Source organism: Lentzea sp. NPDC054927 (assembly GCF_053610285.1).
In genome coordinates this window covers 36,861-57,400 of sequence record NZ_JBSGXZ010000021.1, presented here as the reverse complement: position 1 = coordinate 57,400, position 20,540 = coordinate 36,861, and the positions used below count along the sequence as shown (strand labels likewise).

Annotated in this window: 22 protein-coding genes; 12 read left to right on the top strand and 10 right to left on the bottom strand. The window is 67.8% G+C overall.

Going from position 1 to position 20,540, the window contains the following annotated elements; all coding sequences use genetic code 11:
- Nucleotides 1-55: 55 nt before the first annotated feature.
- A complete protein-coding gene (gene rho, locus ACWGE0_RS25835) occupies nt 56-1,006 on the top strand; it encodes a transcription termination factor Rho (RefSeq protein ID WP_452263474.1) in 951 nt (316 codons plus the stop codon).
- On the opposite strand, the gene ACWGE0_RS25830 is transcribed toward rho, so the two are convergent.
- Nucleotides 987-2,483, bottom strand: a complete 1,497-nt coding sequence (locus tag ACWGE0_RS25830) for an APC family permease (RefSeq protein WP_452263473.1) — start codon at nt 2,481-2,483, stop codon at nt 987-989. The genes rho and ACWGE0_RS25830 overlap by 20 nt on opposite strands.
- Nucleotides 2,484-2,575: 92 nt before the next feature.
- Between ACWGE0_RS25830 and ACWGE0_RS25825 the strand changes: the two genes are divergently transcribed.
- Both ACWGE0_RS25825 and ACWGE0_RS25820 read left to right on the top strand, forming a co-directional pair.
- Nucleotides 2,576-3,715, top strand: a complete 1,140-nt coding sequence (locus ACWGE0_RS25825; protein WP_452263472.1) for a Glu/Leu/Phe/Val dehydrogenase dimerization domain-containing protein — start codon at nt 2,576-2,578, stop codon at nt 3,713-3,715.
- Between the two features lie 20 nt (nt 3,716-3,735).
- Nucleotides 3,736-4,158 carry an SRPBCC family protein gene (locus ACWGE0_RS25820; RefSeq protein ID WP_452263471.1) on the top strand — a complete coding sequence of 141 codons (423 nt, stop codon included), beginning with the start codon at nt 3,736-3,738 and terminating at the stop codon, nt 4,156-4,158.
- An 18-nt stretch (nt 4,159-4,176) separates the two neighbouring features.
- On the opposite strand, the gene ACWGE0_RS25815 is transcribed toward ACWGE0_RS25820, so the two are convergent.
- The 5 genes from ACWGE0_RS25815 to ACWGE0_RS25795 form a co-directional block, all read right to left on the bottom strand.
- The gene (locus ACWGE0_RS25815) at nt 4,177-4,734 is read right to left on the bottom strand and encodes an EF-hand domain-containing protein (RefSeq protein WP_452263470.1); all 558 of its coding nucleotides are present in this window, start codon (nt 4,732-4,734) and stop codon (nt 4,177-4,179) included.
- A gap of 17 nt (nt 4,735-4,751) precedes the next feature.
- Nucleotides 4,752-7,148, bottom strand: a complete 2,397-nt coding sequence (locus tag ACWGE0_RS25810; protein WP_452263469.1) for an ATP-binding cassette domain-containing protein — start codon at nt 7,146-7,148, stop codon at nt 4,752-4,754.
- A gap of 9 nt (nt 7,149-7,157) precedes the next feature.
- The gene (locus ACWGE0_RS25805) at nt 7,158-7,934 is read right to left on the bottom strand and encodes a GNAT family N-acetyltransferase (RefSeq protein WP_452263468.1); all 777 of its coding nucleotides are present in this window, start codon (nt 7,932-7,934) and stop codon (nt 7,158-7,160) included.
- A gap of 1 nt (nt 7,935) precedes the next feature.
- Nucleotides 7,936-8,490: an EF-hand domain-containing protein gene (locus ACWGE0_RS25800; protein ID WP_452263467.1), complete on the bottom strand. Its 555-nt coding sequence runs from the start codon at nt 8,488-8,490 to the stop codon at nt 7,936-7,938.
- Between the two features lie 74 nt (nt 8,491-8,564).
- A complete protein-coding gene (locus ACWGE0_RS25795; RefSeq protein WP_452263466.1) occupies nt 8,565-10,637 on the bottom strand; it encodes a hypothetical protein in 2,073 nt (690 codons plus the stop codon).
- Between the two features lie 262 nt (nt 10,638-10,899).
- Here ACWGE0_RS25795 and ACWGE0_RS25790 point away from each other — a divergent pair, with 262 nt between their 5' ends.
- The 3 genes from ACWGE0_RS25790 to ACWGE0_RS25780 all read left to right on the top strand — a co-directional run bounded on the left by ACWGE0_RS25790 (nt 10,900) and on the right by ACWGE0_RS25780 (nt 12,772).
- Complete coding sequence (locus ACWGE0_RS25790) at nt 10,900-11,679, top strand: bestrophin-like domain (protein WP_452263465.1); 780 nt, start codon at nt 10,900-10,902, stop codon at nt 11,677-11,679.
- Nucleotides 11,680-11,793: 114 nt separating this feature from the next.
- Nucleotides 11,794-12,591, top strand: a complete 798-nt coding sequence (locus ACWGE0_RS25785; RefSeq protein ID WP_452263464.1) for a helix-turn-helix domain-containing protein — start codon at nt 11,794-11,796, stop codon at nt 12,589-12,591.
- Between the two features lie 13 nt (nt 12,592-12,604).
- Complete coding sequence (locus tag ACWGE0_RS25780; RefSeq protein ID WP_452263463.1) at nt 12,605-12,772, top strand: DUF397 domain-containing protein; 168 nt, start codon at nt 12,605-12,607, stop codon at nt 12,770-12,772.
- On the opposite strand, the gene ACWGE0_RS25775 is transcribed toward ACWGE0_RS25780, so the two are convergent.
- A complete protein-coding gene (locus ACWGE0_RS25775; RefSeq protein WP_319971939.1) occupies nt 12,750-12,944 on the bottom strand; it encodes a PspC domain-containing protein in 195 nt (64 codons plus the stop codon). The genes ACWGE0_RS25780 and ACWGE0_RS25775 overlap by 23 nt on opposite strands.
- 134 nt (nt 12,945-13,078) lie before the next feature.
- On the opposite strand from ACWGE0_RS25775, the gene ACWGE0_RS25770 reads away from it, so the two are divergent.
- The gene (locus ACWGE0_RS25770) at nt 13,079-14,341 is read left to right on the top strand and encodes a hypothetical protein (protein ID WP_452263462.1); all 1,263 of its coding nucleotides are present in this window, start codon (nt 13,079-13,081) and stop codon (nt 14,339-14,341) included.
- Here ACWGE0_RS25770 and ACWGE0_RS25765 read toward each other — a convergent pair.
- Complete coding sequence (locus ACWGE0_RS25765) at nt 14,245-14,850, bottom strand: TetR/AcrR family transcriptional regulator (protein ID WP_452263461.1); 606 nt, start codon at nt 14,848-14,850, stop codon at nt 14,245-14,247. The genes ACWGE0_RS25770 and ACWGE0_RS25765 overlap by 97 nt on opposite strands.
- A gap of 27 nt (nt 14,851-14,877) precedes the next feature.
- Complete coding sequence (locus tag ACWGE0_RS25760) at nt 14,878-16,254, bottom strand: class I adenylate-forming enzyme family protein (protein WP_452263460.1); 1,377 nt, start codon at nt 16,252-16,254, stop codon at nt 14,878-14,880.
- Nucleotides 16,255-16,291: 37 nt separating this feature from the next.
- On the opposite strand from ACWGE0_RS25760, the gene lnt reads away from it, so the two are divergent.
- The 5 genes from lnt (at nt 16,292) to ACWGE0_RS25735 (ending at nt 20,269) form a co-directional block, all read left to right on the top strand.
- Nucleotides 16,292-17,839 carry an apolipoprotein N-acyltransferase gene (gene lnt, locus ACWGE0_RS25755; RefSeq protein WP_452263459.1) on the top strand — a complete coding sequence of 516 codons (1,548 nt, stop codon included), beginning with the start codon at nt 16,292-16,294 and terminating at the stop codon, nt 17,837-17,839.
- Complete coding sequence (locus tag ACWGE0_RS25750; protein ID WP_452263458.1) at nt 17,823-18,590, top strand: polyprenol monophosphomannose synthase; 768 nt, start codon at nt 17,823-17,825, stop codon at nt 18,588-18,590. Before lnt ends, ACWGE0_RS25750 begins: the two co-directional genes overlap by 17 nt.
- 87 nt (nt 18,591-18,677) lie before the next feature.
- Nucleotides 18,678-19,490 (top strand): MerR family transcriptional regulator, encoded by an 813-nt coding sequence (locus ACWGE0_RS25745; RefSeq protein WP_452263457.1) that lies wholly within the window; start codon nt 18,678-18,680, stop codon nt 19,488-19,490.
- Between the two features lie 9 nt (nt 19,491-19,499).
- A complete protein-coding gene (locus tag ACWGE0_RS25740; protein ID WP_452263456.1) occupies nt 19,500-19,796 on the top strand; it encodes a hypothetical protein in 297 nt (98 codons plus the stop codon).
- A complete protein-coding gene (locus ACWGE0_RS25735; RefSeq protein WP_452263455.1) occupies nt 19,793-20,269 on the top strand; it encodes a TspO/MBR family protein in 477 nt (158 codons plus the stop codon). The genes ACWGE0_RS25740 and ACWGE0_RS25735 overlap by 4 nt, the downstream gene beginning before the upstream one ends.
- Here the strand turns inward: ACWGE0_RS25735 and ACWGE0_RS25730 are convergent.
- Nucleotides 20,262-20,537 (bottom strand): hypothetical protein, encoded by a 276-nt coding sequence (locus ACWGE0_RS25730; protein ID WP_452263454.1) that lies wholly within the window; start codon nt 20,535-20,537, stop codon nt 20,262-20,264. The genes ACWGE0_RS25735 and ACWGE0_RS25730 overlap by 8 nt on opposite strands.
- Nucleotides 20,538-20,540 lie beyond the last annotated feature (3 nt).

Genomic DNA, 20,540 nt, shown 5'->3' with positions numbered 1-20,540 from the left:
CGTACGTAACAGCAAGGCTTTTCTCGTTGATGGGCCGCAGGTGCCGCAGAGTCTCGTGAGGCAACACGACCTGCGCCGTGGCGACCAGATCAGCGGTGAGGCCGAGAACGACAAGCTTGTCAGCGTTGACACGGTCAACGGGCTCAGGCCGCACAAGCGGCCGCGGTTCGAGGACCTGACGCCGCTCTACCCCAACGAAAGGTTGCGGCTGGAGCACGATCCCGACGAGCTGACCAGCCGGACGATCGACCTGGTCATGCCGATCGGCAAGGGGCAGCGGGCGTTGATCGTGGCGCCGCCCAAGGCAGGCAAGACCATTGTGTTGCAACAGATCGCGCAGGCGATTGCCAAGAACAACCCCGAGGTTCACCTGATCGTCGCGCTCGTCGGGGAACGGCCTGAAGAGGTCACCGACATGCGTGCCACGATTCCCGGCGAGATGTTCACGTCGACCTTCGACGAGCACCCCAACGAGCACATTCGCGTTGCGGAGCTCGCTGTCGAGCGGGCCAAGCGGCTGGTCGAGGACGGACAGGACGTGGTGATCCTGCTGGACTCGCTGACGCGGCTCGGGCGCGCTTACAACCTGGCGCAGCCCAACGGTGGGCGCATCCTCAGCGGTGGTATCGACGCCAGGGCGTTGACGCCGCCGAAGCAGTTCCTCGGTGCTGCCAGGAACATCGAGAACGGTGGCAGTCTCACGATCTTCGCCACCTCGCTGGTCGAGACCGGGTCGCTGGCCGACACGGCGATCTTCGAGGAGCTCAAGAGCACCGGCAACGCCGAGTTGAAGCTCGACCGCAAGGCGGCGCAGAAGCGCATCTACCCCGCGGTCGACCTGCACCAGTCCAGCACTCGCAAGGCTGAGCTGCTGGTCTCGCCGCAGGAACTCGCCATCACCGACGCGATGCGGCGGGCCATGGCGGACCGCGACATCGACGTGCTGCTCGAAGGGCTGCGCAAGACGCAGAGCAACGCCGAGTTCCTCATGCAGATGTCGAGGTGACCTCCTGCCGCAGTTCCCGATCCAGCGCGCGGGTCGGGGCACCCAGCGCGTAGAACAGGAAGCCGATGGCGATCACGATCAGCAGCGGAACCACCTGCGACAGCGTGTAAGCCGTCCGCTCGCCGGCGAAGGCCGAGGGCAGATCGAGCGGCCAGATCAGCACGACGACGGTGAACGCCACGAGGCCTGTGGTCAGAACCGTTGTCAGCACCGCGAAAGGTGCTCGGAACGGTCGTGGAGCGTCGGGCAGACGCCGGCGCAGCACCAGCATTGACGGGAACGTCAGCAGGTAGCTGATGAACGTCGTCGAGATCACCAGAGCCAGTCCGGCGGTGAAGTACTTCTCGGAGTTCCCGCCCGTCAGGTTCAGAGCTGTCACCAGAACCACGGAAGCCAGCAGTCCGGAAAGGACGTTCACGCGGATCGGCGTGCCGTGCCGCGACGAAAGCCGTCCCAGATACGCGGGGCCCGCGCCATCCGCACACGCCACCGCTTGTGCCCGGTGTGCGCCGATCGCCCACGAGACACCGGAAGTCAGCACGCCGATGATCAAACCGGCCGCGCAGACGGACCCGAGAACCGCTCCCGCACCGGTCAGGGTCACGGTCCCATCAGCGGCAACTGATCCGCCGTAGACGGTCAGGACCTGCTTGGCGGCGTCGATGAACCCGCCCAGGCCCTGGATCTGTGAAGCCGGAACCACCAGCAGGATCCCGAGAATCGGCCCGCCGTACAGCAGGAACGACGCGATGCCCGCCCGCAGGATCGCGAACGGCACGGTCTTCTGCGGATCCTGCATCTCCTCGGTCGCGGTCGAGGGCAGTTCGAAGCCGACGTAGTTGAAGATCAGCACCGGCACCAGCGCCACGAAACCCGCCCACGTGGGCACGAAATCTCCGCCGGACAACGGTTGTACGCCGTTCTTCACCGCATAGACGACCACGGACAGCGTGAAGAACCCCAGCAGCACGATCCGGGCGAACGCGCCGGCGATGGGCACCCACTTGCCGATCCGCAAGGAGGCGGCAACAGCCAGCACCCCGATCCAGATGAACGCCAGGCCCGCGATGTGCTTGCCCACCATGCCCAACGGCAGGAAGAACGTCTCGAACGTCGTCACCGCGATGATCGCCAGCGTGCCGCCCATCCACAGTGGATTGGACAGCCAGTAGAGAACCTGGTTCACCCCGGCGGCGAGACGTCCGAACGCGAGCTTGGTCCACACGTAGGGGCCGCCCTCGATCGGGAACGCCGTGCCCAGTTCGGTGGTCAGGAACCCGTACGGCAGGAAGAACACCACCGCCAGGATCACCATCCAGACGAGGCCCTGGGGCCCGTTGGCGGCGACGCTGCCGATCGTGTCCAGGCCGACGAGGGTGCAGAGCAGGTAGAACGTCACGTCCACGCGGCGCAGCGACTTGCGCAGGTGGGTGCGTTCGCCCAGCCAGTTGCCGCTGAGAGGCTGTACCTCGCTCACGGGGCCCTCCAGATGGTTAACTGAGTCGTCAGTCAGTTATTTGGCCGGACCATGTGACCGCGGTCATACGCTGAAGTCAAGGGGTGTGTTCGATGAGTTTTCTCCAGGTCACCTGGACCGACCCGGCCACGCGGGCGCGCGGCTACCTCGTCATCGACCGGCTCGTGCGCGGGGTGAGCAGCGGGGGACTGCGCATGCGCAAGGGCTGCACGCTCGACGAGGTGCGCGGGCTGGCTGAAGGCATGACCGCGAAGGAAGCCCTCAACTACGACCCCGAAGCGCGCTACGTGCCGCTCGGCGGTGCCAAGGGCGGCATCGACTTCGACCCCTACGACCCGCGGGCGGAAGAGGTCCTCACGGCCTACCTGTTCGCCATGTCGCCCTACGTCGAACGCTTCTGGACGATGGGGGAGGACCTCGGGCTCCGGCAGTCCACGATCGACCGGGCCATTGAGAAGATCGGCCTGCAGTCGTCGATCCAGGCCGTCTACCCGCTGCTGGACGACGAGGAGAAGGCCCGCCGGCGCCTCGCGGACGCCTTCGCGGTCACCGTCGACGGCGTGAGCCTGGACGAACTGGTCGGCGGCTACGGCGTGGCGCAGGCGGTGCTGGCGGGCATCGAGCACCTGAACCTGCAGAACCCCACCGCGTTCGTCCAGGGCTTCGGCTCGATGGGTGGCGCCACGGCCCGCTACCTCGCCCAGGCCGGCGTCGAGATCGTCGGGCTCGCCGATGTCCACGGTGTCGTAGCCAACCCTGCCGGGCTCGACGTGGAAACCCTTTTGCTGTCCCGGGATTCGCACGGCGGCATCGACCGGGCGAAACTCCGCGACACCGACGTCCAGCTCGACCGCGGCCAGTGGCTCGGCGTCGAGGCGGACGTGCTGGTCCCGGCCGCCACGAGTTACGCGATCAACCAGGACAACGCGAAGTCCGTGCGCGCCAAGCTGATCGTCGAAGCGGCGAACATGCCCGTCACCGCTGAGGCAGAGGAACAGATCGACGCGCTGATCATCCCGGACGTCGTCGCGAACTCCGCCACGAACTCCTGGTGGTGGTGGACGTTGTTCGGCGACATCGAGGCCACCGCCGAGTCGGCGTTCGACAAGATCGGCACGAACATGCGCAAGCTCGTCGCGAAGATCGTCGACGCGGAGTCACCACGGCAGGCCGCCGCCGAGATCGCGGCCGCCGCGGTGAAAGAGATCGAACAACGATTCCAGGGCCTGTAACGAAGTCGTAGACTTGGCGAATGGCCGGTCTCCAGCACGTCATCACGATCGCGGCCCCACCGGAGCGTGTCTGGGCGGTGCTGATCGACGTCGAGCGCTGGCCGGAGCGGATCCCGACGGTCGACGAGGTGGAGCGTCTCGACGACGGACCACTCGCGGTCGGCTCCCGCACCCGGTTGCGGCAGCCCAAGCTGCCGGAGGCGGTGTGGACGGTCACCGAGCTCACCGACGGGAAGTCCTACACCTGGGAGCAGAAGTCGCCCGGTGTCACCGGAGTCGCCTCGCACCTCGTCGAGCCGCACCCGGACGGCACCCTGCTCACCCTCACCCTGGGCATCTCCGGCCCGCTGGGCGGGATCGGCTGGCTGTTCACGAAGAAGCTGGCCAAGCAGTACGTCGAGACCGAGGCCGAGACGATCAGGAAGTTCGCCGAGCGCTCCTGACGCCGCGCACCCGCACGGTCAGCCCAGCGGGCCGAACAGCCACGCGCCCGGACCGTCGAGGTCCTCCGAGAAGTAGTACGCCCTGATCGCGGCCAGCAGGTCGTCACTGCTGATCAGGCCGTCGCCGTCGTGATCGAGCCGAGCGTGCACGACACGCGCGTCAGACGACGGCAGGTTCATCAACGCCCCGCTCCACCGCACGTACTCGTCCACGCCGAGATGGCCGTCGCCGTCGTGATCGGCGACGGCCATCAGGGCGTCGAGGAAGGGCAGATAGCTGTCGTCGAACGACTCCGGCCGCTCCAGCAGCTGCCGGGCGAACGCCGCTTTGTACTCGGTGAGGCTGATCCGGTCGTCGTCGTTGGTGTCCGTCACGGCGATGAGGTGGTCCCACACACCCAGCAGGTGCTCGTGGAACCGCCTCGCCCGGCGGTCGTCGTCGCTCAGGCCGAACGCCGCCGTGGTCCGGGAACCGGCGCGTTCGAAGTCCGAGCGTTCGATGAACCCGTCCTGGTCGCTGTCGTAGGTCTCGAACCTGCGGGTGAGCTTGCGATCCAGGAACGACGTGATGTGCATGCCCTCTTAGTACCTGGTCAGCGCTTCTTGCGGCGGGCCGGGGCACCCACGTAGTCCGCCAGGTGCTCGCCGGTCAGCGTCGACCGGCCGGCCACCAGGTCTGCGGGCGTGCCCTCGAACACGACCTTGCCACCGTCGTGACCAGCACCGGGACCCAGATCGATGATCCAGTCGGCGTGCGCCATCACGGCCTGGTGGTGTTCGATCACGATCACCGACTTGCCCGACTCGACCAGCCGGTCCAGCAGGCCGAGCAACTGCTCGACGTCCGCCAGGTGCAGGCCGGTGGTCGGCTCGTCCAGGACGTAGATGCCGCCCTTGTCCGCCATGTGCGTCGCCAGCTTCAGCCGCTGCCGCTCGCCACCGGACAACGTGGTCAGCGGCTGACCCAGCGACAGGTAGCCCAGACCGACGTCGGCCAGCCGCGAGAGAATCGCGTGCGCCGCAGGGGTTTTCGCCTCGCCGGACCCGAAGAACTCGACGGCCTCGGACACCGGCATCGCCAGCACCTCGGAGATGTCGCGCCCGCCGAACTTGAACTCCAGCACGGCCTGGTCGAACCGCTTGCCCTCGCACACGTCGCACGGGGACTCGATCGTCGCCATGATGCCGAGATCGGTGAACACCACGCCCGCGCCGTTGCAGTTCGGGCACGCGCCTTCTGAGTTCGCGCTGAACAGGGCGGGCTTCACACCGTTGGCCTTGGCGAACGCCTTGCGGATCGGCTCCAGCAACCCGGTGTAAGTCGCGGGGTTCGATCGCCGCGAGCCCTTGATCGGCGTCTGGTCCACGACGATCGCACCGGCGTCGCGAGGCATCGACTGGTGGATCAACGACGACTTGCCGGAGCCCGCCACACCCGTGATCACCGTCAGCACGCCCAGCGGGATGTCCACGTCGACGTCACGCAGGTTGTTCGTCGAAGCGCCGCGGATCTCCAGCACCTCGTTGGACTTGCGGACCTCCGGCTTCAGCTGGGCGCGGTCGTCGAGGTGCCGCCCGGTCACGGTGTCGCTCTTGCGCAACCCCTCCAGCGTGCCCTCGTAACAGATCGTGCCGCCACCCCGGCCCGCACCGGGACCGAGGTCGACGACGTGGTCCGCGATCGCGATCGTCTCGGGCTTGTGCTCGACGACGAGAACGGTGTTCCCCTTGTCCCGCAACCGGAGCAGCAGGTTGTTCATCCGCTCGATGTCGTGCGGGTGCAGCCCGATCGTCGGCTCGTCGAACACGTACGTCACGTCGGTCAACGCGGATCCGAGGTGCCGGATCATCTTCACGCGCTGCGCCTCACCACCGGACAACGTGCCCGCGGGCCGGTTCAGCGACAGGTAGCCGAGGCCGATCTCGACGAACGAGTCCAGGGTGTGCACGAGCTTGTCGACCAGCGGCGCGACGGACTTCTCCTTCAGGCCACGGGTCCAGTCGGCCAGATCGGTGATCTGCATGTCGCACAGGTCGGCGATCGACACGCCCTTGATCTTGGACGACCTGGCGGCCTCGGTCAGCCGCGTGCCGTCGCAGTCCGGGCAGGTGCCGAACGTCGCCGCGCGGTCCACAAACGCCCGGATGTGCGGCTGCAGCGCCTCGCGGTCCTTGGACAGCATGGACTTCTGCAGCTTCGGGATCAGGCCCTCGTAGGTCAGGTTGATGCCGTTGACCTTGATCTTGACCGGGTCCTTGTACAGGAAGTCGTGCAGTTCCTTCTTGGTGTACTTGCGGATCGGCTTGGCCGGGTCGAGGAAACCGGACTGCGCGAACGTCTGCACGGTCCACTGGTTGTCGACGTTGTAGCCGGGCACCTTGATCGCGCCCTCGAGGATCGACTTCGACTCGTCGTAGACCTCGGTCATGTCGATGTCGGAGACCTGGCCGCGGCCCTCGCAGCGCGGGCACATGCCGCCCGTGATGGAGAACTCGCGCCGCTCCTTGACCTTCTGGCCGCCCTTCTCGATCGTCACGGCACCCGCGCCGGAGATCGAGGCGACGTTGAACGAGAACGCCTGCGGGCCGCCGATGTGCGGGGCGCCGAGGCGGCTGAACAGGATGCGCAGCATCGCGTTCACGTCGGTCGCGGTGCCGACGGTCGAGCGCGGGTCGGCGCCCATCCGCTGCTGGTCGACCAGGATCGCCGTGGTGATGCCCTCCAGCAGGTACACCTCGGGCCGCGGCAGCGTCGGCATGAAGCCCTGGATGAACGCGCTGTAGGTCTCGTTGATCAGCCGCTGCGACTCCGCGGCGATCGTGCCGAACACCAGCGAGCTCTTGCCGGAACCGGAGACACCGGTGAAGACCGTCAGCCGGCGCTTCGGGATCTCGACGTCGACGTCGCGCAGGTTGTTCACTCGCGCGCCCTGCACGCGGATCAGATCGTGGGTGTCGGCATCATGCGGCGCCGGTGCTGTCCTGGTCATGGCGCAAAACTAACTCGCGTGTCCCGCTCCTGCCTTCTTGATTCCTGATTGGTTGTCACCCCGATGCGGAAGTGGCCCGATTCGGTAGTGGTACGTGCACACCTCGCGGAACCCCGTGCGTTCGTACAGCCGGAACGCGCTGCTGTTCCCCTTCTCCATCTGCAGGTACATGCGGTCGGCCTCTCTCGCCGCCGCCCACGACGCCAGTGCGGCGAGCACCGACCGTGCGGCGCCCTGACCCCGTGCGTGCGGCAGCGTTGCCATCCCGAACACGCCCGCCCAGCCGTTCTCGGCCACCGCACGTCCGACGGCCACCACTTCGCCGTCCACCTCGGCATACGCGTACGCGCTGGGGTGCTCGACCCGGCTGAGCAGGTCACGTTCGGCGCTGACGTCCCGCGTCGTCACCGCACGCCACGCGGCCAGCCACTTGTCGGTCGGCCGGGTCTCGACCGCGCCCGCGTCGGCCTGGGCGTGCCGCAGCACCTCGGCGGTCGACGCGATCTGCAGGGACATGGTGTGCTCCCGCTGGTAACCCCGGTCCGCCAGCCGCGCGTCCAGATCGTCCGCGCACACGCCGGGCGTGATCTGGAACCGCACCCCGGACCCGCGTTCGGCGCAGAACTCCTCGGCGAGCGCGACCCGGTCCTCCCGGTCGTGCGGCAGCACCGCGCTGACCCACCAGGCGTCGCCGGGGGAGTGCCGCAGCCACCAGCCGCCGGCCTCTTCGACGTGGGCGGCGGGCTGGGCCCGTGCCGCGTGTTCCTGCAGCGTTTTGAGCAGCACGTCAGTCCAGCGATCCGAGCAGCCAGTTTCCGGCGGCCGCGGGATCCTCGGAGAAGTAGAACTCGCGGATCGCGTCCAGCAATGCCTGAGTGGACAACAACCCGTCCTCATCGGACAACAGGTCGTGAATTCCGCGCGCGTCACTCTCCGAGAGGCCCATCAACGCACCGGTCCACGTCACGTGTTCCTCGAGCGTCAGCTTGCCGTCGCCGTCCTCGTCCGCGATCGCCATCACCGCGTCGAGGAACGGGACGTACCCCTGGTCGAACGACTCGGGCGTCTCCAGCAGCCCGTTCGCGAACGCCTTCTTGTACTCGTCGAGGCTGATCCTGCCGTTGTGGTCCAGGTCGGTGACCGAGGAGAGCTGCTCCCACAGCCCGATCAGCGTGCCGTGGAACCTGACCGCCTTCGGGTCGTCGCCGGCCAGCCCGAACGCCTTCGTGGTGCGCTCGCCCGCCTGTGTGAAGTCCTCGCGCTCGATGAACCCGTCGCCGTCGGAGTCGTACGTCCGAAACCGGCGGGCCAGCTTGCGGTCCAGGAAGGCGGTGATCTCCATGAAGTCCTTCTACCGCATTCCGGACTGGAGGAACACGCCTCTGTCCGGACCGGGAAAGCACACGGTTTCAGAATTCACCGCCGGCCGAGCCCGGAAATCGCGCTCGCCACGATCACCATGCCGATCACGCCGATTATCGCCGCGACGCCACCGACCGCCGGTTTCGACACCTGCTGAACGTGCGCTACCGGCCGTGGAGGAGCTGGTTCGTCAGGTGTCGATGCAGGTTCTTCCGGCTCGGGCGGCAGCGGCGTGGTGGCCGACGCGATCCGCACGACGGCGCTTTCGCTGATCGCCTGCCCGGCACCCGCGCCGGACACCGTCAACCGGGAGTTCACCGGCGCGGTGACCTGGCACGTGTAGGTGATGCGCTCGCGGGGCCGCAGGGCGGGGAAGCCGCGCCGGCACGCGGCGGGCTCACCACCGACCTCGACGTCGTCGATCGGGTACTCGGACGGGTTGCCGACGGTGATCGTGACCGTGACGAGCTCGCCGTCCTCCGCGCGGTCCTTCGACCAGAGCGCGCTGATGGTCAGTCGCGGGTAGATCACCTTGACCTGAACGGACGCACTCGCCTCGACCTTGCCGCCGATCTTGTCGGCGGCACTCACGGTGGAGGTCAACGCGCCGGATTCGTCGCCCGCGGGGGCCGTGCAGTCCACGGTGGAGGTCGCGCCGGGGTCGAGCTGGCCCTGCATCGGTGCGCACCCGCCCTGGGCCCGGCCGCTGAGGCTGTAGAGCGGGGTGTCGCCGGTGTTCGTGACGGTCGTCGTGAACTTGACGGCCTGGCCCGGCAACGCGGTCAGCGGGTCCGTCGCGGTGGTCGCGCGCAACGCCGGGTGCAGCACGTCGACCGCTGACGTCAGGTGGGTCGCCATCGGGTCACCGGCGAGGCTGGTGCCGCTGGCGGTGACCGTGGCCGCGTAGTCGCCGTCGGCGGCCAGCGTGGTGCACGTGCGGGTGGCCTTCGCTTTCGCGGCGATCGTGCCGATGTTCTGGCCGCACACGGACACGTTTGCGGCAGGGGCGTCACCTGTGTTCGTGACGGTCGCCGTTTGGGCGACGTTGTCCTTGGGGTGTGCGGCGGGCTGTTCGGGGTCGACGGCCAGGGTCAGTTCGGGCAGTGGGAACGACCAGGCGATGCTCTGGATCAGGAACGCGTCGTCGGCCCGTTTGAACGCCAGCTCGGCGCTCTTGGTGCCGGGCTTGAGCACGTCGTCGGTGAGGGTCAACGTGCGTGCGTCGACACTCATGTTGTTGGGACTGCTGGGCTGTACGGCGCCTTGTGCGTTCGACACGAACGCGTTGCGGCCGGCGATCGAGTGGTCGTTGACCAGCATCTGGTCGCCGTCGGTGGCCCAGTCGCCCTCGTACGCGGTGATGCCGAGGCGGATCGTGCCCCCGGCGGGGTGCGTGGGCGCGATCGGGGTGCGGATGGCCGGGGCCTTTGTGGGCAGGCGGACGTGGCCGCCGTGCACCGAGACGTGCCTGCGGGCCGGTGCGGCCGCGGCGGGGCCGGCGAACTTCCAGACGACGGTCAGCGACCAGCCGCCGAAGCAGTCGAACCCTTGGGGCGTCCAGACGTTGCCGACAGTGATGGTGCCGCTTCTGATGTGCGGGGTGACGTCGGCTTCGGCGCTGTAGAAGGCGTTGTCGGTGTGGGAGAGGTCGTCCGGCGAGTCGATGAGGAACCGGCTCGGGCTGACGCTGGTGCCGTTCAGGGTGACCGGGTCCTGCGGCTTGCCGGGTGGTTGTCCGGCGTCGCGGCAGGTCGCGTTGCCGGCCCAGCCCAGCTTGGCGTAGGCGATGGCTGCCCCGGCGGGGATTTGCAGCTGTGCGCTGGAGGAGTTGAACGTCGCCGGGTTGTCGTCGACGTCGGCGTAGGACATCCGGTGAGCGTTGTTCTGCGCGGACGGGCCGTGACCCTGGCGGTTCTGGGCGTCCACACAGGATTTCTGCGGGTACTTCGGGTCGGGGCCGGCCTGTTCTGGGGTCGGGCAGGTCAGGACGGCGTTGCCGACGACCATGACGTCTCCGTACACCGCCTCGTCGAACTGGGTGTGCCAGACCTCGGCCGCGGCGACCGGCGGGCCGGGGGCGAGCAGCGGAACCAGCAGCACGACGGCGATGAGGATCGGTACACGCATGCCACGCCTCTCGGTGGGGTCGGCGCACAGGTTGGCACGCTGGGGCGGCGTTGTCACCGCCCGTTGATCAGCGCCCGCTCACTCTCCGTTGAGGACTCTTCGGTTCGGTTCTCCCATTCGTGTCAACGGGTTTCGCGGACGAGATCCGATGTGGACCTGCTGTGTGCTTGATCCACCGCCGTTGCTCTTGATGGGCGGGTGAGACTGCCGAGAAGCGTGGTGTTGGTGGTCAAACGGTGGCCGCTGTGGGGAGATTGAGGCCATGTGGACCGCGTTTGTAGTCGTCGTCGCGTCGGTGGTCGTCACGGCCGTCGCCTGCCTCCTGCTCGGGCGCTCCCGTGCGCACGAACAGTCCGACGACCGCGACGCCGACTCGCGCGGGTTCCTCGGCGCGGTGATCAGCGGCCTGTTCATCATCGCGCTGGCGTTCTACGTGGTGATCGTGTGGGAGGAGAACGGCGCCGCCGAGGACAACGCCGCCCGTGAAGCCGCCGCCATCGCCGACGCCTACTGGCAGACGGCCGTGATGCCGCAGCCGCAACGTGATCACATTCGGTCGCTGCTCACCGAGTACCCGAAGCTGGTGGCGGACAAGGAATGGGCGCGCCTGGCGATGGGGGAGTCGGACGAGCGCACTACCTCGACACTGAACTCGCTGCACTCGGAGATCCTGTCGCTGCCTGCCTCTCCGGATCAGGTGAAGAGCTCGCGCGAACGGTCGTTGGAGCGGCTGCGGGAGATCACGGACCTGCGGCGGGATCGGCTGGATCAGGCCGATGGGTTGGACAACACCGGCAAGCTGATGCTGATCGGGACCATCACCGGGGCGGTGGGGATGATCCTGTTCCCGTTGCTGATCGGGTTCACCTCGCGCGTGCGGCACGTTTTGCAGTTGTGCCTTACTGCGGCGGTGTTGGCGTTCGTGTGTGTGTTGTGCGTTGGGATGACACAGCCGTTTACCGGGATGTTGCGGGTTGAGCCGGAGGCGTTCACGAGCGTGAGTGAGGAACTCGCGGGGATACCGGCTGAGCAGAGCGGCTGAAAGTCGTAGAACCCTTCTACGCCTGATACTTTCAGGTCAATTTGGGGTCGAAAAGTTGGAGGCGACGGGAGTCGCGGCGCTAGTTTCGCTGGCATGCCAAAGAGAGTGTCCACTGTGCAAGGACGTGAGTTCGGCGAGCGCCTGCGCGAGCTCATCCGGAGTATCGGGCTGCTGGAGTCCGAGCTGGCACGAAAGCTCGGGTGGGAGCACGCCAAGATGTCAGATCTCGTCAACGGCAAGGGCGGGACTTCGCTTGATGAGTTCGCCTTCTTGCTCGGTATGTGCGGCGTCGGGTCGGACGAGTTCGACTCTATGAAACGCTTCTTCCTGGAGTCGAGGGAGAAAGGCTGGCTGCAGATCTTCGACTCGGTGTTGCCCGCTCACGTCCGGACCCTGGTGCAGCATGAGCGGATCGCGAAGGAGATCGTGCACTGGAGTTCGTTGTACATACCGGGTCTGCTGCAAACCGAGCTGTACGCACGCGCCGTGGCTGAGGACTCTCCGTTCATCGAGCCAGAGGAGATTCCCGAGTGGGTCGCGGCCCGGATGGAACGACGCGGCATCGTGGCGGGGCACAAGAAGTTCGTCTTCTACCTTTATGAGCCAGTGCTGCGCTCGCCTGTCGGTGGTGCCGATGTGCTGGCTGAGCAACTGCACGAGTTGCTACGCATGTCGGTCCGGCCGTACATCAGCATGCGGATCCTTCCCGCGGGGCGTGCCCTGACAGGTGACTTCAGCCTGTTGAAGTTCGAGAAGTTCGAGCCGCTGGTCTACAGGGCCAACTTGAACTCGGCGCTGTTTCTCGAAGACAAGGTGTCGATCGGGATCTACCAGGAGGCGCTGAAGATGATGGACCGCATCGCGCTGAGTAGGGAAGACTCGAGGGAACTGATCACCAGCATCGTGTCCTGAGGAGGCGGCCCGGATGACCGAATGGCGCAAGAGCAGCTACAGCGCGACTGAATCCGACTGTGTTGAGATCGGGCACGGCGTCGGCATCCGGGACTCCAAAGCGCCCGCCGCCCACGTGCCGGTCGGCCCGGCAGCGTGGACGGCGTTCTTGCGGTCGGTCAGTAACCGCGGTCGGGCATGATCACCCAAAGCACGAGGTAGACGACGAATTGCGGTCCGGGCAGAAGGCAGGACAGCACGAACAGAAGGCGCACGGTGCTCGCCTTCATGCCCCAGCGCTGGGCGAGCCCCGCGCACACACCCGCGATCATCCGGTTGGTCCTGGGCCGGCTCAAAGCAACTGTCGTGGTCATATACCTAGAATGCCCAGTTTCGTCCATCTGTTGCATCGGGGATGAACCCTGATTTCACCCGGACGTGTTACAGGACGTAACCCCGAGGCTGTGACCTGCGACTCCACGGTTGTCCCGAACCGTGGGGAGCCGAGATGCGCGTTGATTTCCTTGTCGACACGGTGTTCATCGCGGTCTACGCGCCGCTGTTGTGGCATGCCTGGCAGTGGCTGCGCGCGAAGGAACTCGAAGGGCCGCCGTCGCCGCTTCGCAGCCTGACGCTGGCCGGTAGTCCGTATCCGCGGGCGGTGCCGATCACGGTGCTGGCGGTGGCGCACCTGGCGGGTAACCCGATGGGCTTCGTCGCGCTCGGGTTCCTGGCACTCGTGGTCGTGGAATCCGCGTGGCGCAACCGGGACCGGTGGGTGCGGCAGCACCTGTGGGCGTTCGGGCGCCTCAGGGTTCCTGCGGTGATCGTGGTGCTGACGGCGGTGATCCTGCTGTTCGGCGACACGCGGTCGCTGCGGCAGCCAGGGGTGGGGCTGGCGGTGTGGATCGCGACGGTGGCGATGGGGGCGAGCGTCTGGTTCGTCACGCGCAGGCTCGTGCTGACGTCCTGGCCGCAGAAGACGTGGCGCAGTGCGCGGCCCGAGCTGGGGGCGTTGATCAGGCTGGCGTTGTGCGTCGTGGTCGGTGTCGTCGGGTGGATTTACGGGCCGCGGGAGTTGACCGGGTACGCGGTGGTGCTGGGGCTCGTTGTGCTGCTTGGGTTGGTGTGGGTGGTCTGGGAGTTGGAAGACGCCGATGCCGCGGAGAGCAAACGCGGTGAGGCGGACATGATCAGGGCCAGGGCCGCGATGAGACCGAGCGTGCAACAGCGACCGGCCGTGATGCGGGTCGCGCGCGGGCTCGCGGTTACGCCACTTGCCGCACTCGCAATCGCTTACGTGCCAATGGCGTACGAGGCGGACGGCCAGAGCGTGCTCACGGCGATGCGGGTGCTGGTGTTGTGTTGCGTGGCGGTGTTGTTCGGCGACTGGCTGATGGCTCGCAGCGCGAAAGGGCCCTCGCACACGCCGCACCACTGGTGGTTCACGGCCGCGATCGTGGTGGTGTCGAGCGCGAGCCTCGTGACGGTGGGCGCGCTGGGGCGCACCTTGCCGCTCGTGGTGGTGTTCCTGATGTTCGCCGGGCTGGTGCTCAGCGAGGCGCAGCGGTTCGCCGAGACCGTGCCGGTGCCGAAAGGGTTGCTGTTCCTCGGGTTCACCAGGACACCCGTCGCGCTGCTGATCGTGCTGTGCGTGCTGAGCAGCGGGCTCAGTTACCCGACGGACGCCGTGGAGAGCTGGTCGACGAACCTCAGGCAGGTGGTGCGCATGACGTCCACGGTCATGGCGTTCGACCCGGCCAGCACCTGAAGCGCCAGGCCGTCGAGCATGCTGACCATCATGTTCGCCAGCTCGACCGGGTCGCCTGGCGAGTGGATGTCGCCGGACTCCTGGCCGTCGCGGAAGATGCTCGCCACGATGTCGCGCCATTCGCCGTAGAAGCGCTCGTTCAGCTCCTGGAGCTCGGGGCTGCGGATGGCCTCGACCCACAGCTCGGCCCAGACCTTCCAGGCCTCGACGGTCTCCGCGCCCTCCGGCAGGTAGGACTCCACCACCATGCGCAGGCGGGACAGCGGCGGCTCGTCGGACTCGAGGATCCAGCGGCGGCGGCTGACCGAGAGTTCGAAGCAGTGCTCGAACGCGGCGTCGGTCAGCTCGCGCTTGGTCTCGAAGTAGTAGTGGACCGTGCCGCCGGAGACTCCCGCGTCCTTGGCGACGTCGGACACCCGGAGGTGGCGGAAGCCCTCGGACGCGATCACCTTGCAGGTGGACGCGAGGATCTGCGCCTTGCGTTCGGCTTCCACGCTTGGACGGGGCATCCGTCACCTCCTGATTTGGGCCGAACCTTACCGAAACTGGGAACGAAGCTTGCGCTTGTCGACCTTTCCCACCTTGGTCAGAGGCAGTTGGGGCACGATCGTGACGCCTCGGGGCTGATAAAGCTCACCCAGTTCGTCAACGACGGAATCGCGAACGCTGTCGAAGTCGACTTCCTGTCCGTCCGTCACCAGGAACAGGTGGACCACCTCGCCGAGCGCCTCGTCCGGTTGCGCGACCGCCGCCGCCTGCCGGATACCGGGAAGCGTGATGAGGAGGTCGTCAAGCAGGCGTGAGTAGACGTTGTCCGACGTCCGGCCGGTGACGATCACGTCCTTGCTGCGGTCGTTGAGGTAGAGGTAGCCGTCGTCGTCGAAGTAGCCCATGTCGCCGGTGTTGAACCATCCGTCGCTGGTCTCCTTCAACGGCGGCTCGCCCCAGTAGCCCTCCATGACCATCGGGCCGCGCACCCACACGTCGCCGTCGCGGGTCTCGACCTCGATCACGGGGTTGGGCTTGCCGACCGTGCGCAGGGTGTCCGGCCGGTCGAGGTCGACGTCCGTGGCGGGCATCGACGAGATCGCCGGCGCCTCGGTCATGCCGTAGCCCTGGTGGACGACCTGGCCCCACTTCTCGATCGCCTGACGCAGTCGCTTCGGGGCCAGCGGCGATCCGCCGACGATGATGGCGCCGAACTGCGGGCCGGGACACTCCGGGTGGTCGAGGACCTCGTACATCATCGGCGGCACGAACGTCGTCACGTTGACCTGCTCGTCGCGGGCCAGGCGCACGAACGTGTCCGCGTCGAACGTCGACGGACCCAGCACCAGCTTCGACCCGGTGACCAGCGCGAGCTGCGATGCGGAGGCGCCGCTGCCGTGGGTGATGAGGGTGTTGCACAGCATGGTCGTCGGAGGGCGGTCCGCGAACGCCTGCCAGCGGTTGTAGGGGCGGTGCACCGCGAGCTTTGGCAGACCGGTGGTGCCGCCGGTGTAGCCGACCGTGGCGAAGTCCGGTGCCGGGGTGCGTTCGACGGGGTCTCCCGGCAGGTCCTGGAGGTGCCAGCCGTCGATCCGCGTGCTGAACTCACGATCGACCACGACCGCGGCGACCTCGGCCCGGTCGATGAGCGCCTTCAGTTCGCCGGCACCGGGCTCCGGCGGCACGTACACCAGCCGGCAGCCGAGCAGGTGGACCGCCAGGTTCAGCAGGACCGCCTCGGGGGTGTTGCCGACGTACACCGCCACCCCGTCGCCGGGCCGGACGCCGCGCCGGGTGAGTCCGTCGGCGAGCCGGAACAGCAGGTCGCGGGCTTGAGCACGGGTGAGCCGGGTGTCGCCGCCGACGATGAACTCGCGGTCCCCCTCCGTCGCCAGGCGTCGCAGCACTAGATCGACATAGGTCATACCTCCTGTGTACTCCTGGGCCTCGTAGGCTGATCGGGTGGTCGCACCCCCCATCGCGCCGGAATCGCCGGAATTGCCCGCTCGCAGACGGCGGGTGAGCCGGCCGGTGCTGTCGCGCATGGCCCTCGCCGTCGCCGGCGGCGTGCTGATCTACCTGAGCTTTCCGCCGCGACCGCTGTGGTTTCTGGCGCCGGTCGGGTTCGCGTTGCTCGCGTATGTGATTTACGACAGACGCGCGCGGGCCGGGTTCGGCTACGGCCTGCTGTTCGGACTCGGGTTCCTGGTGCCGCTGCTGCGATGGACGGGGGAGTTCGTCGGGCTGATCGCGTGGCTGCCGCTGGCGCTGGCGTGCGCTCTGATGATCGCGATCGGCACGGCCGCGATGGCGTTCGCCTCACGGGTGCCGGGGTGGCCGTTGTGGGCGGCGTTGTTGTGGGTGGCGGACGAGGCGTTGCGCGGGGTGTTCCCGTTCGGCGGCTTCACCTGGGGCAAGATCGCGTTCGGGCAGCCGGAGGGCTGGTACCTGCCGCTGGCGTCGCTGGGTGGCGCGCCGCTGGTGTCGTTCGCGGTGGTGCTGACCGGGTTCGGGCTGTTCTGGGTGGTGAAGAACTGGAAGCTCGGCCTGCCGCTGGTCGTGGTGCCGCTGCTGGTGGGGTTCGTCGTGCCGGTGGGCGTCGACGCCTCGGCCGGGACCGTGACGGTCGCCGCGATCCAGGGCAACGTGCCGCGCGCCGGGCTCGACTTCAACTCGCAGCGCCGCGCGGTGCTCGACAACCACGTCAAGAAGACCATGGAGCTGGCAGCCGACGTCGCCGCGGGCAAGGTGAAGCAGCCGGACGTGGTGATCTGGCCGGAGAACTCGTCCGACATCGACCCGTTCCGCAACGTCGACGCGGCCGCGCGGATCGACGAGGCCGCCAAGGCGATCAAGGCGCCGATCGCGGTGGGTGCCGTGGTGGTCGACCGCGGCGACGGGCTGCCGCGCAACCAGGTGGTGCTGTGGGACCCGGAGAAGGGGCCGACGGACACCTACACGAAGCGCAAGCTGCAGCCGTTCGGCGAGACGATGCCGATGCGGTCGTTCTTCCGGCTGTTCGCCTCCGAGGTGGACCGCGCGGGGGTGTTCCAGCCCGGTTCGGACCCGGAAGGTTTCGTCATGGGGCCGGCGAAGGTCGCGATTGACACATGTTACGAAGTGGCGTTCGACTCAGTGGTCCGCGACACCGTGACGGCGGGCGCGACGATCATCGCGATCCCGACGAACAACGCCACGTTCGGCTACACGGAAATGACCTACCAGCAGCTTTCCATGTCAAGAGTGCGGGCCGTGGAGCACGGCCGGGCGGTGGTCGTGGCGGCCACTTCCGGGGTCAGCGCGATCGTCCAGCCTGACGGTTCCGTCACTCAGAAGACTGGCCTTTTCGTGCCTGATGCCCTGGTCGCGGAGCTGCCGCTGAGGTCGCAGACTACGCTGGCGACTTGGCTAGGAGCCTGGCCCGAGTGGGTGATGACCGCTCTGGGCCTTGTCGCATTGGCGCTGGGCTTCGCACGACGACGGAAGGACTCGAATGGCGCAGCAGCCTGACCAGGAACTCGGGCAGGTGCTGGTGGTGATCCCGACCTACAACGAGCGGGACAACATCGGAAAGATCGTCAAGAGACTGCACACGGCACTGCCCGACGTGCACGTGCTGGTGGTCGACGACGGCAGCCCCGATGGCACCGGCCAGCTGGCCGACGAGATGGCCGCCGCCGACGACCGCGTCCACGTGATGCACCGCACCGAGAAGGCCGGACTGGGCGCCGCGTACGTCGCGGGCTTCCAGTGGGCGCTCGACCGCAACTACGGCGTCATCTGCGAGATGGACGCCGACGGTTCGCACGCGCCGGAGCAGCTGCATCGGCTGCTGGACGCGCTGCCGAAGGCCGACCTCGTGCTCGGCTCGCGCTGGGTGCCCGGCGGCGAGGTCGTGAACTGGCCCGCGAAGCGCAAGTTCCTGTCGCTGGGCGGCTCGCTGTACTCGCGGCTCGCGCTGGGTGCATCGATCCGCGACATGACGGGCGGCTACCGGGCGTTCCGCGCGGACACCCTGCGCAAGCTGAACCTCGTCTCGGTCGCGTCGGCCGGGTACTGCTTCCAGATCGACCTGCTGTGGCGCACGCTCGAGCTCGGTTTCCGGGTGCGCGAGGTGCCGATCACGTTCCTGGAGCGCGAGTTCGGCGAGTCGAAGATGAGCGGCAACATCGTCCGCGAGGCACTGATCCGCGTGACGAAGTGGGGCCTGCGCCGGCGCGGGAACCAGGTCAAGGACCTGTTCACCGGCAAGAAGAAGTAGTAGTTCCACCGCTGCGCCGGAACAGCCGTTTGCGCTGTTCCGGCGTCCGCGCATTACGATTCAAAATCGGTGCAGCGGAGGTGAGCGGTGGAGTGGAGTGCCGGAGCGGTCGCGCGGATGCTCGGCATCTCGCCCACGACCCTGCGCACCTGGGACCGCCGCTACGGCCTCGGCCCCAGCACGCGCCAGGAGGGCAAGCACCGCCGCTACAACGACGAAGACCTCGCGCGCCTCAGACGGATGCTCGAACTGACCGGTTCGGGGGTCGCGCCCGCGTCGGCCGCGGCCTCCCTCGTTCCGCCTGGGTCGCTGACCCCGTCCGCGGACGCTGACCTGGACTTCGAGGCCGCCGCCGATCGGCTCGACGCGGCGCAGATGCGGCGGGTGGCGGTGGGTCTGATCGCTCGCCATGGCGTCGTGCACACGTGGGACGCGGTGCTGATGCCGTTCCTGATCGAGCTCGGCGAACGGATCTCGTCGACCACCGCCGGTGTCGCCGTCGAGCACGTCGCGAGCGGCACCATCTCCGACGCGATGCGGGTGTCCGGGGTGGCCGTGGGAACGCCGAGCGTGCTGCTGGCGTGTGCGCCGGACGAGCAGCACAGCCTGCCGCTGGACGTGCTGGCCGCGGCCCTCGCCGAGAAGAACTGCGTGTCGCGCAACCTCGGTGCCCGCGTGCCTGCTGACGCGCTCACCAGTGCGGTGGGGCGGTTGGAGCCGCGCGTTGTGTTCGTGTGGGCACACGACCGGGTATATGCCGAACAGGTGCCGCTGGCCGAGCTCACCGGGGTGTCGGTGCTGGTGGGCGGGCCGGGGTGGGACTCGGTGACGCTGCCGGAGGGTGTCGAGAGGGTGCGCACGCTCGCCACCTCGGTTGAAACGATTTTGAATCGAATCTAGACTCATGGCATGAGCCTCGCCGACCGCATGATCCGCCTCCTGTGGGCGGCCGGTGGCGAGGACGTGGCCGAGCGCGTGCTCAAGGAGCACTGGCGGGTGTTGCCGTCCGACGATCTGTCGGGACGGGCCCTGAGGAACCGGCTGGTCGAGGTGCTCGCCCGGGAGGTGCCCGGCCGGTTCGACAAGATCCGCCAGGCCGTGCTGGCCGACGAACTGTCCCTGCTCGACGACTCCGAACGCGCGGCACCGAGCCGCGCCACGGTGCTCGCCATCGTCCGTGCCCTGCCTGTCGGGAGTTCTTCATGACCGCGTTGCCGATGCGCCATCACCCCGTGCGGGTCCTGTTCGTGTTCGTCGCGGCGGTTGTCGTGACGGCCGTGGTGGGATCGCTGTTCTCGGTGTCGGCCGGGGACGAGTACCTCAGCCTGCGACGGCCGTCCTGGGCGCCGCCCGCCTGGTTGTTCGGTCCCGTGTGGACGGTGCTGTACGGGCTGATCGCGTTGTCCGGCTGGCTGGCGTGGCGCGCTGGTGCCCGGCGCGGCGAGCTGACGTTGTTCGGCGTGCAGCTGGTGCTGAACGCGCTGTGGACGCCGTTGTTCTTCGGGCTCGGCTGGTTCGGCACCGCGTTCGCCGAGATCCTGGTGCTGTGGCTGACGATCGTGGCGTTGATCGTCGTGTTCTGGTGGCGCGGCAAGGCCGCCGCGCTGCTCCTCGTGCCCTACCTGGCGTGGGTGAGCTTCGCGGCGGCCCTCAACGTGTCGATCGCGACCCTCAACTGACGGGCACGAACTCCCGCAGCACCTCCATGCCGGTGGCCGTGGGCGCGCCGGACGGCGTCGGGCCGAGCACGCGGGCCAGGTGCGGGCCGAGCACCTCGCTGAAGAACCGGTCGGCGTGGTCCTTCGACTCCCACACGGCGATGACCCGGAACTCGTCGCCTGCCTGGCAGGCGTAGCGGGCCCGCATGCCGTCCGGGGTGAAGGCGCCCATGATCTTGTCGAGCTGGTCGAGGGACGTGACGGGCGGGGTCGCGATGGTGAGCCACATGGT

Coding starts and splice junctions, on each gene's coding strand:
- ACWGE0_RS25825 (WP_452263472.1), top strand. CDS start 2,576: ATGAGTTTTCTCCAGGTCACCTGGACCGACCCGGCCACGCGGGCGCGC.
- ACWGE0_RS25820 (WP_452263471.1), top strand. CDS start 3,736: ATGGCCGGTCTCCAGCACGTCATCACGATCGCGGCCCCACCGGAGCGT.
- ACWGE0_RS25815 (WP_452263470.1), bottom strand. CDS start 4,734: ATGCACATCACGTCGTTCCTGGATCGCAAGCTCACCCGCAGGTTCGAG.
- ACWGE0_RS25810 (WP_452263469.1), bottom strand. CDS start 7,148: ATGACCAGGACAGCACCGGCGCCGCATGATGCCGACACCCACGATCTG.
- ACWGE0_RS25800 (WP_452263467.1), bottom strand. CDS start 8,490: ATGGAGATCACCGCCTTCCTGGACCGCAAGCTGGCCCGCCGGTTTCGG.
- ACWGE0_RS25795 (WP_452263466.1), bottom strand. CDS start 10,637: ATGCGTGTACCGATCCTCATCGCCGTCGTGCTGCTGGTTCCGCTGCTC.
- ACWGE0_RS25790 (WP_452263465.1), top strand. CDS start 10,900: ATGTGGACCGCGTTTGTAGTCGTCGTCGCGTCGGTGGTCGTCACGGCC.
- ACWGE0_RS25780 (WP_452263463.1), top strand. CDS start 12,605: ATGACCGAATGGCGCAAGAGCAGCTACAGCGCGACTGAATCCGACTGT.
- ACWGE0_RS25775 (WP_319971939.1), bottom strand. CDS start 12,944: ATGACCACGACAGTTGCTTTGAGCCGGCCCAGGACCAACCGGATGATC.
- ACWGE0_RS25770 (WP_452263462.1), top strand. CDS start 13,079: ATGCGCGTTGATTTCCTTGTCGACACGGTGTTCATCGCGGTCTACGCG.
- ACWGE0_RS25765 (WP_452263461.1), bottom strand. CDS start 14,850: ATGCCCCGTCCAAGCGTGGAAGCCGAACGCAAGGCGCAGATCCTCGCG.
- ACWGE0_RS25760 (WP_452263460.1), bottom strand. CDS start 16,254: ATGACCTATGTCGATCTAGTGCTGCGACGCCTGGCGACGGAGGGGGAC.
- ACWGE0_RS25750 (WP_452263458.1), top strand. CDS start 17,823: ATGGCGCAGCAGCCTGACCAGGAACTCGGGCAGGTGCTGGTGGTGATC.
- ACWGE0_RS25740 (WP_452263456.1), top strand. CDS start 19,500: ATGAGCCTCGCCGACCGCATGATCCGCCTCCTGTGGGCGGCCGGTGGC.
- ACWGE0_RS25735 (WP_452263455.1), top strand. CDS start 19,793: ATGACCGCGTTGCCGATGCGCCATCACCCCGTGCGGGTCCTGTTCGTG.
- ACWGE0_RS25730 (WP_452263454.1), bottom strand. CDS start 20,537: ATGTGGCTCACCATCGCGACCCCGCCCGTCACGTCCCTCGACCAGCTC.